A 6,288-nucleotide genomic window follows, 5' to 3' on the forward strand; every position below is an offset into this window, starting at 1 on the left:
TACTGGCGTTGGGGCAGCACGGCCTTGGCCTGCTCCTGGTCGAACGCCTCGTCCGGCGTCACCACCCTGGCCGGGACCGCTTCGCCCGCAGCGACCTTCTTGGCCAGGTCCATCAGTTGCGGACCGAGCAGAGGATTGCACTCGACGATGTAGTTGAACTTGCCGTCGGCCAGCGCCTGCATCCCATCGTGGGTCGCGTCGACGGCGACGATCTTGATGTCGCGTCCCGGCACCTTCCCTGCGGCCTCGATCGCCTCCATGGCCCCGAGCCCCATGTCGTCGTTCTGGGCGAAGACGACGTCGATCTTCGGGTTGGACTTGAGGAACGCCTCCATCACCTGCTTGCCACCCGAGCGCGTGAAGTCGCCGGTCTGCGACGCCACGATCTTGAGGTTCGGATTGCTCGCGATGCCTTCGGCGAAACCGGTATTGCGGTCGATCGCCGGGTCGGCGCCGGTGGTGCCCTCGAGCTGGACGATGTTGACGGGCCCGGTGGCCGTGGCGTACTGCTCGGCAACCCACGTCCCGGCGCGGCGTCCCTCGTCGACGAAGTCGGCTCCGATGAAGGTCTTGAAGACGTCCTTCTCCTGGGTGTCGACAGCTCGGTCGGTCAGGATCACGGGGATGTTGGCGTTCTTGGCTTCCAGCAGCACCGCATCCCAGCCCGTGCGCACCACGGGGCTGAAGGCGATGACGTCGACGCCCTGCTGAATGAAGGAGCGGATCGCCGAGATCTGCTTCTCCTGCTCACCGTTGGCGTCGGCGAACTTCAAGTCGACGCCGGCTGCCTCTGCGGCGCTCTTGATGGATTGGGTGTTGGCAGTGCGCCAGCCGCTTTCGGCTCCAACCTGCGCGAAACCCAATGTGATCGCGCCATCGGACGACGCGGCGCCCTGCCCTTCTGGCGCCTTACCACTGCCACAGGCAGTCACTGCGGCCGCGACAGCGACGATGCTGATCGCGGCGGCGAACACCTTCTTCACGACTCACTCCTTTGATCACGATGCGAAGCGCGAGGGCCATCCCCGCCTACGACGTTGTGACGTATCGCACTCGTCAGTCAGTGTATGACCGTCGTCACACCGCGCTGCATGTTAACGCTCACAATAACCGACGGTCAACCCCCCGCCCAGCCAGCCTCCCGTTGCGATGTGAGCGGCAAACCGCTGAAGCGCTTGATGAATCGGCGCCTGGGCATCCGTGGCGCGGCATCTTCCGCGATCTAAATCGATCGTTGACGACGCGTGTTGTTAACGTTAACATCGCTGATTGTGATCCAGTGCACATACTTTTGGGCACCGCCCATGCGTCGCCCGGCGGGCGCACCGATCGTCCGTACCGTGGCGCAGGCGGCCGGCTCGTGAGCGCCGCCAAGTACACCGTCGGCATCGACTTCGGCACGCTGTCGGGACGCGCGCTCGTCGTCCGCGTCTCCGACGGCCGGGAGATGGGGTCGGCCGAACACGCCTATCGGCACGGCGTGATCTCAGAGGAACTGCCCAGCCGCCCCGGCGTCCGGCTCCCGGACGACTATGCGCTCCAGGTGCCTGCGGACTACGTCGACGTGCTCCGCTTCGCGGTCCCCGAGGCTGTGGCATCGGCGGGCGTGGCCCCGGCCGACGTCATCGGGATCGGCACCGACTTCACCGCGTGCACGATGGTGGCCACCCGCAGCGATGGCACCCCCCTGTGCCAGCTCGAGCACTTCGCCGAACGTCCGCACGCCTACGCCAAGCTGTGGCGCCATCACGCCGCCCAGCCGCAGGCCGACCGCATCAACACCCTCGCCGCAGTTCGCGGTGAATCCTGGTTGAGCCGGTACGGCGGATTCATCTCCAGCGAATGGGAATTCGCGAAGGGCCTCCAGATCCTGGAGGAGGATCCCGAGATCTACGCCGCCATGGACCGCTGGGTCGAGGGCGCCGACTGGATCGTCTGGCAGCTGACCGGCCGGTACGTTCGCAACGTCAGCACCGCCGGGTACAAGGCCATTCGCCAGGACGGCCACTATCCCTCCCGCGAGTTCCTCGCCGGTCTCAACGCCGGCTTCGCCGACTTCGTCGCAGACAAGATCGATCAGCCCATCGGGCGGCTCGGGGAAGCGGCGGGCACGTTGACCGAACAGGCGGCCGCCTGGACCGGCCTGCCCGAAGGCATCCCGGTGGCGGTCGGCAACATCGACGCGCACGTGACGGCCGCCGCCGCGGACGCCGCCGAACCCGGTCGCCTCATCGCGATCATGGGCACCTCGACGTGCCACGTGATGAACGGCCGCGAGGTACGGGACGTCCCTGGAATGTGCGGGGTCGTCGACGGCGGAATCACCGACGGCCTTTGGGGTTACGAGGCCGGTCAGTCGGGCGTCGGCGACATCTTCGCGTGGTTCGTCAACAACTGCGTTCCCGCGCGCTATCAGGACGCAGCCACCGAGCGAGGACTCAGCCTGCACGAGTACCTGTCCGAACTCGCCGCCGAGCAGACGGTCGGCGCGCACGGGCTGATCGCGCTGGATTGGCACAGCGGAAACCGTTCGGTGCTGGTGGACCACCACCTCTCCGGCGCGATGGTGGGCCAGACGCTGGCGACGACGTGCGTGGATCAATACCGGGCGCTATTGGAGGCCACGGCCTTTGGCACACGAATGATCGTCGAGACCTTCGAGCGCAGTGGGGTTCCGGTGGAGGAACTAGTGGTTGCCGGAGGCTTGATCAAGAACCGGTTGCTGATGCAGATCTACGCCGACGTGACGGGGCTACCGCTGTCGTGTGTCGAATCCCTCCAAGCCCCCGCACTCGGCTCGGCCATCCACGCCGCGACGGCAGCAGGCTTCTACCCCGACGTCCCAACGGCCGCAGGGCAAATGGGCCGTCGCAAGCGCAACGCCTTCACGCCGATCGCCGAGAACAACGCCCGCTACGACGCGCTGTACGCCGAGTACGTGGCGCTGCACGACTGGTTCGGCCGCGGGAACACCATGATGCGCAGGCTGCGACGACTGCGCACCGAGGCCGACGCCCGGGACGCCGTAGGAGTGACCGCATGACGCTGTCCTACGAGGTCGACACCGTCATCGCCGGGTTGCGCAGGCAGGTGTGCGACCTGCACGCCGAACTCACCCGCTATCAGCTGGTGGCGTGGACCGCGGGAAACGTCTCGGCCCGCGTGCCGGATCGGGACCTCATGGTCATCAAACCCTCTGGTGTGTCCTATGATTCGCTGACCGCCGAACAGATGGTGGTATGCGACCTCGAAGGCAACTTGGTCGACGGCGAGCTGGCGCCATCGTCGGACACGGCGGCACACGCGTACGTGTACCGCCACATGCCGCAGGTGGGCGGCGTCGTCCACACCCACTCGACCTACGCCACCGCGTGGGCGGCCTGCGGCGAACCCATTCCGTGCGTGCTCACCATGATCGCCGACGAGTTTGGGGGCGACGTTCCGGTCGGCCCCTTTGCCCTGATCGGGGACGACTCGATCGGCCGTGGCATCGTGGAAACCTTGCGGGACAGCAGATCTCCAGCAGTGCTGATGCGCAATCACGGTCCCTTCACGATCGGACCGGACGCGCGTTCCGCCGTCAAGGCGGCGGTGCTGGTCGAGGACGTCGCCAGGACCGTTCACGTCGGCAGGCAGCTCGGAAACCCCATCTCGATTCGCGCGGACGACGTCACGCGACTGTACGAGCGTTATCAGAACGTCTATGGGCAGAGCTCCGCCCTCGACGACTTTCCGAAGGAAGGGTGAGCATGTCGATCAGTCCCGGTGGCCCCAATGACATCGTCAACCAGGAGGTCTGGTTCGTCACGGGCAGCCAGTCGCTCTACGGCCAGGACATCCTCGACCAGGTCGCCGATCAGTCCCGCCGCCTCGTCGACCAACTCGACGGGAGTGCGGACATTCCCGTGCGCGTGGTGTGGAAGCCGGTGGTGACCACGAGCGACGCCATCCTGGACGTCCTTACCGAGGCCAGCTCGTCGCGGGAGTGCGTGGGCGTCATCGCCTGGATGCACACCTTCTCCCCCGCCAAGATGTGGATTCGCGGACTCAACGCCCTACAGAAGCCGCTGCTGCATCTGCACACCCAGGTCAGTGTCGAAATACCCTGGGACAGCATCGACATGGATTTCATGAACTTGAATCAGGCCGCGCACGGCGACCGCGAGTTCGGGTACATCCAGACGCGTCTGTCGATTCCGCGCACCACCGTGGCCGGTCACGTGAGCGATCCAAGGACCACCCTGCGCGTCGGATCGTGGGTGCGGGCGGCGCTGGGCGTCGCCGACCTGAAGAAACTGCGCATCGCCAGGTTCGGTGACAACATGCGCGACGTCGCGGTCACCGACGGCGACAAGGTCGAGGCCGAGTCCCACTTCGGCGTCTCGGTGAACACCTACTCCGTCAACGACCTCGCCAGAGTGGTGCTGCAGATCGGTGACACCGAGATCGACAAACAGGTCCGCGAGTACGAGGACACCTATGTCGTCGCCGAGGAGTTACGGCGGGGTCGTGACCGACACGCGTCCCTGCGCGAGGCCGCCCGCATCGAACTGGGGCTGCGACGGTTCCTGGAGAGCGGCGGATTTGGCGCGTTCACCACCAACTTCGAGGATCTCGGCGCGCTGCGGCAGCTCCCAGGAATCGCCGTCCAGCGGCTGATGGCCGACGGGTTGGGCTTCGGCGCCGAAGGTGACTGGAAGACCGCATCGATGGTGCGGACCGTGAAGACCATGGGCGTCGGGCTGCCAGGCGGGACGTCCTTCATGGAGGACTACACGTACGACCTGACTCCCGGCCGGGAGCGAATCCTCGGCTCGCACATGCTCGAAGTGTGCCCGAGCATCGCGGCGGCAACGCCGACGGTAGAAGTGCATCCGCTCGGCATCGGCGGACGCGAGGACCCGGTTCGCCTTCGGTTCACGGCCGCCCCCGCGGATGGCATCGTCCTCGGGATCTGCGACGTCGGCTCCCGCTTCCGCCTGGTGGCCAACCAGGTGCGGGTGGTCGAGCCCAACGCCCCGCTGCCGAAGCTACCGGTGGCGTGCGCGGTGTGGGAGCCGAAGCCGTCGTGGTCGACGTCGACCGAGGCGTGGTTGATGGCCGGGGCTCCACATCACACGGTGCTCACGACGGCGGTGAGTTCGGCGACGATCGACGACTTCGCCACCATCACTGCGACCGAACTCCTCGACATCGACGACGACACCACGACCAAGGGCTTCGCCCGCGAGCTGCGCTGGAATGCGGTGTATCACCACATCGCAGCGGGGCTATAGGTCAGCTCGCCAGTCGGGTGGGCAGAGTGGCATCGGCGGTCGGTGCGGCCGTGTGGATCGTGGTGACCTGCGCGGGCTGGGGCGCCGGGACCAACTCGGCGGTCCGAGCGGCGACGTTGCGCAGCAGACGGCGGTCGTCGCGGTTCATCCGCCTGGTGAGCACGCGCTCGTCTCGCTTGGTCAGCGAGCTGCTCTTCTGAATCAGCAGGTCTTGTTGTTGCCAGCTGAGGCCGTCGAGGTCACCGTCGGCGTCATGGGTGGCGATCACGACCGCCCCGCGCAGCAGTGGGACCGTCTTGGCCGTGAAGGGCGTCGTGGTCAAGAGCATTTCAGTGGCGGCGCGGTTGGTGCGTTGTTGGCACCGGCGATTCGTCGGGCTGAACCAGAAGTCGAACTGACCATCGGAGCTGGTGAGGCAGTGGAGTCCACGGGCTTGGACCAGGCGGTCGATGTCTGCCTTGCCGAAGGCGCGGGTCTCAAAGACGGCGCCACGGGCGCTGAAGTACAGGACGGTGTTCATTCACGTGTTCCATTCATCTCTTTCTTCGCGGTCACGGGCGGCGCGGGCGTCCCCGCGCTGTTACTACTGATACCCAAGTGACGAATGGGACAAACTTGAATAACGATGGAGATACGGCAGAAGGGCTCTACTTCGAGCCCGCGACGTCGATGCCGAGCGGCTCCTCCGTCCGGATCACCTCGTCGCGGATCAGGCCGCGGAGCAGCGCGGTGCTGAACTCGACGGCGATCTCCTGCGCGCTGCGACGGCCGTGGGGGCGCAGCCACCGGTAGGCGCCGAGGGTCATGCCGATGTAACCGAGCGCGAGCACGTGCGAGTCGCACTCGTAGAACTCACCGCTAGCGATGCCGCGGTCGATGACGTCGCGGACGTGCTCGTACACCTGGGTCTCGGACCTGCGGATGTAGGCCACCTGCTCTTCGGTGAACCACTCGGTGATGTAGGGGCCCTCCTGGAAGTACACGGCCGCGCGCTCGATGTCGCTGGCGATGC

6 protein-coding genes are annotated in these 6,288 nt (G+C 66.3%); 3 read left to right on the forward strand and 3 right to left on the reverse strand.

The window, feature by feature from the left end:
• Positions 1–983: ABC transporter substrate-binding protein (locus ABW137_RS25500; protein WP_526404248.1), on the reverse strand; the 983-nt coding region annotated here is incomplete at its 3' end.
• A gap of 377 nt (positions 984–1,360) precedes the next feature.
• Between ABW137_RS25500 and araB the strand changes: the two genes are divergently transcribed.
• The 3 genes from araB to araA are packed head-to-tail and all read left to right on the forward strand — an operon-like array spanning position 1,361 to position 5,276.
• Positions 1,361–3,043: a ribulokinase gene (gene araB, locus ABW137_RS25505; protein WP_526404249.1), complete on the forward strand. Its 1,683-nt coding sequence runs from the start codon at positions 1,361–1,363 to the stop codon at positions 3,041–3,043.
• A complete protein-coding gene (locus ABW137_RS25510; RefSeq protein ID WP_526404250.1) occupies positions 3,040–3,747 on the forward strand; it encodes a class II aldolase/adducin family protein in 708 nt (235 codons plus the stop codon). The genes araB and ABW137_RS25510 overlap by 4 nt, the downstream gene beginning before the upstream one ends.
• 2 nt (positions 3,748–3,749) lie before the next feature.
• Entirely contained in the window at positions 3,750–5,276 is a 1,527-nt protein-coding gene (gene araA, locus ABW137_RS25515; protein ID WP_526404251.1) for an L-arabinose isomerase, read from the forward strand.
• 1 nt (position 5,277) lies between these two features.
• Here araA and ABW137_RS25520 read toward each other — a convergent pair whose 3' ends face one another.
• The gene (locus ABW137_RS25520) at positions 5,278–5,796 is read right to left on the reverse strand and encodes a hypothetical protein (RefSeq protein ID WP_526404252.1); all 519 of its coding nucleotides are present in this window, start codon (positions 5,794–5,796) and stop codon (positions 5,278–5,280) included.
• 127 nt (positions 5,797–5,923) lie between these two features.
• Positions 5,924–6,288: TetR-type transcription factor C-terminal domain-containing protein (locus tag ABW137_RS25525; protein WP_526404253.1), on the reverse strand; the 365-nt coding region annotated here is incomplete at its 5' end.

Origin of the sequence: Mycobacterium sp. (genome assembly GCF_040509115.1) — a bacterium.
Lineage (GTDB): Bacteria > Actinomycetota > Actinomycetes > Mycobacteriales > Mycobacteriaceae > Mycobacterium.